Origin of the sequence: Sphingomonas sp., assembly GCF_031372575.1 — a bacterium.
Taxonomy (GTDB): domain Bacteria; phylum Pseudomonadota; class Alphaproteobacteria; order Sphingomonadales; family Sphingomonadaceae; genus Sphingomicrobium.
The window spans coordinates 1-2,368 of record NZ_JANMLM010000033.1 but is presented as its reverse complement, the minus strand read 5'-3'; the positions used below and the strand labels follow the sequence as shown (position 1 = coordinate 2,368).

3 protein-coding genes and 1 pseudogene are annotated in these 2,368 nt (G+C 64.3%); 3 read left to right on the top strand and 1 reads right to left on the bottom strand.

Annotation, left to right across the window (positions count from 1 at the left end; translation table 11 throughout):
- The coding region (locus tag RMN73_RS02515) for an acyl-CoA dehydrogenase family protein (protein ID WP_309601743.1) at nt 1–217 on the top strand (217 nt) is incomplete at its 5' end.
- Nucleotides 218–230: 13 nt separating this feature from the next.
- Here RMN73_RS02515 and RMN73_RS02510 read toward each other — a convergent pair.
- Nucleotides 231–1,589, bottom strand: coding sequence for an aromatic ring-hydroxylating dioxygenase subunit alpha (locus RMN73_RS02510; RefSeq protein WP_309601742.1), 1,359 nt, complete (start codon nt 1,587–1,589; stop codon nt 231–233).
- A gap of 54 nt (nt 1,590–1,643) precedes the next feature.
- On the opposite strand from RMN73_RS02510, the gene RMN73_RS02505 reads away from it, so the two are divergent.
- Together RMN73_RS02505 and RMN73_RS02500 are read left to right on the top strand one after the other, a co-directional pair.
- On the top strand, nt 1,644–2,111 hold the full coding sequence (locus RMN73_RS02505) for a DUF3237 domain-containing protein (RefSeq protein WP_309601741.1): 468 nt from the start codon (nt 1,644–1,646) through the stop codon (nt 2,109–2,111).
- Nucleotides 2,108–2,368 (top strand): annotated as a pseudogene (locus RMN73_RS02500) (methylcrotonoyl-CoA carboxylase); the annotation flags it as partial. The gene RMN73_RS02505 and the pseudogene RMN73_RS02500, both read left to right, overlap by 4 nt.

Here is a 2,368-nt window from a genome sequence, read left to right as displayed (position 1 = left end):
CAAGACCACGCGGTTCGACGCGGCGGGCGCTATCCTGCTGGCGTCGGAGTCGGCGTTCAAGGTCGCGGGTGAGGCGGTCCAGGCGCTCGGCGGTGCTGGCTACACCAAGGACTGGCCGGTCGAACGCTTCATGCGCGACGCCAAATTGCTCGACATCGGCGCCGGCACCAACGAGATCCGCCGGATGCTGATCGGCCGCGAGATCATCGGAGCATAACGCGCAAAGCCAATCACTTGTCCATGTAGGAGTCGAGCGTCTCGTGGAAATGGCGGATCCGGCTTTCCTGATATCGGGCCAAGGTCGCGCCAGGTTTGCGGGTGGCGCGCAGCCCTTTCTGGATGCGGCGGAGGTTTTCGCTGTCTTGGTCGGCGACCATCGCGGCTGAGCCTAGTTCGGGCGCATCCTTCCAGTCCTGGTCGGCGCGCAACATCCGCATCGGCGCGGCGGGCGGGTGCGTTCCGTCGGGGGCCTTGGCGAACAGGAACATGATTTCCATGATGCTGCTTTCGGGGTCGTCGCCATTGGGGCGAAAGCGATAGGTGATCGGCAGCGCCTGCCCGCCCCACGGCACCATGTTGGGAAACAGCAGATATTCGATCAGGTCGAGCGCTTCGCTGTCCGACAGCCCTGACATGTCGGTGCCCGATGAGCGCGATATCTTTTCGCGGCTGCGCTGGGCGAGCTTAGCGCGCGCGGTTTCGCCTACGCCGCAAGCGATTTCCGCACCGCCGAAGAACGGCACGTCGCGCCGCATCTGCTCGATCGTCTCTTCGCGCGTCACCGCCGCGACCGAGGGCGAGGGAACGCCCTGCACGCTGATCATCCGGCTGACGTGGCGCACCCCGGCCCACACGTCATATTGGGTGTTGCTGTCGCCATAATAGCCAAGCACCTGCGGGTGCGCCAACGGCACGTGATAGGCTTCGATGAACGCCTCGAGCGCCAGCTTCCAGTTGCACGGCATGATCTTGGCGACGTGCGCCGCCTTGTAGCGATTCTCAAGCGCAAACCCGTCGAAATGCTCGGGGAGGTTTTCGAGGTAGCTGTCGAGCGGTTCGCAGTCGGGGTCCATGTTGACGAACACGAACCCGCCCCACGTCCCGACCTTGACCTCGGGCAGGCACATCTTGGCCTTGTCGACCTGCGGGAAATCCCATTTGCCGGGGATCACGCGTAGCTCGCCGTCGAGCGTCCATGTCCAGCCGTGGAACGGGCATTGGATGCGCGGCGCATTGCCGACCTCGGTGCGCAGCATCGTGCCGCGGTGGAGGCAAGCGTTGATGTAGGCCTTGATCGACCCGTCGCCGGTGCGGACGATCAGCAAGCTGTCGTGAACGATGTCGTAATTGATCTGGTCGCCGGAATTCGGAATGTCCTCGACCCGGCAGGCGAGTTGCCAAGTCTTGCGCCAGATTTGCTCGATCTCGCGCTCATGCCACGCGCGGCCGAAATAGCGCTCAATCGGAACATCGGCGTCACTCTGACCAGTTGCGGGCGACTCGCCGATCAACACCCTCGGCGCCGGGTTCACATCGCCCGCAAGCACGTCCTGAACCGATGGCTTTGGCCGATTGGCGATGATGTCCATGGTCGCTCTCCATCGTCTTTGCGCCAGCGTGAGGCCATGCTAGCGCGTCACACGATGAAAAGCTTGCCCCATCGTCACCTGACCACACTCAGCCTGAATGTCGATCTCGCTGCGATCGTCGCGATCGGCGACACGCCTGCGGGCCATCGCCTGGTCGCGCCGGTGTCGGGCGGGACGTTCGCGGGGGAGCGATTGTCGGGCACCGTGCTGCCCGGCGGCAGCGATTGGGTCACGCGCCGCACCGATGGCAATTCGACGATCGACGTTCGCCTGACGCTGCAGTCCGATGACGGCGCGACGCTCGGGCTGACTTATCAGGGCCGCTTCCTCGGTGCGGCGGCCACGCTGCAGCGCTTCGTCGCGGGTTTGCCAGTCGACGCGGCCGATTTTTCGCTCCAGACAGTCGCCAAATTCGAAACCGGCGATGCGCGCTATGCGTGGCTCAACGACGCGATCGTGATCGGCGTCGGCGAGCAAACCGACAGCGGCCCCGCCTATCAACTTTATGAGATCGATCGATGAGCGGACCCAGACTGGACAGTAAGATCGACCTCGATAGCGACGAGGCCAAGGCGCGCGCGGCGCATAATCGCGCGCTCGCCGAAAAGCTTCGCGCCGACGTCGCCAAGGCGGCGTTGGGCGGAACCGAAAAATCGCGTGAACGCCACGTTTCGCGCGGCAAACTTCTTCCACGAGAGCGCGTCGAGCGCCTGCTCGATCCGGGCTCGCCATTCCTCGAAATCGGGCAGCTCGCGGCGGGTGATCTGTACGACGGCGAC

Excerpts from the sequence above, each read along its gene's own strand:
- RMN73_RS02510 (WP_309601742.1), bottom strand. The coding sequence starts at position 1,589 with ATGGACATCATCGCCAATCGGCCAAAGCCATCGGTTCAGGACGTGCTT.
- RMN73_RS02505 (WP_309601741.1), top strand. The coding sequence starts at position 1,644 with ATGAAAAGCTTGCCCCATCGTCACCTGACCACACTCAGCCTGAATGTC.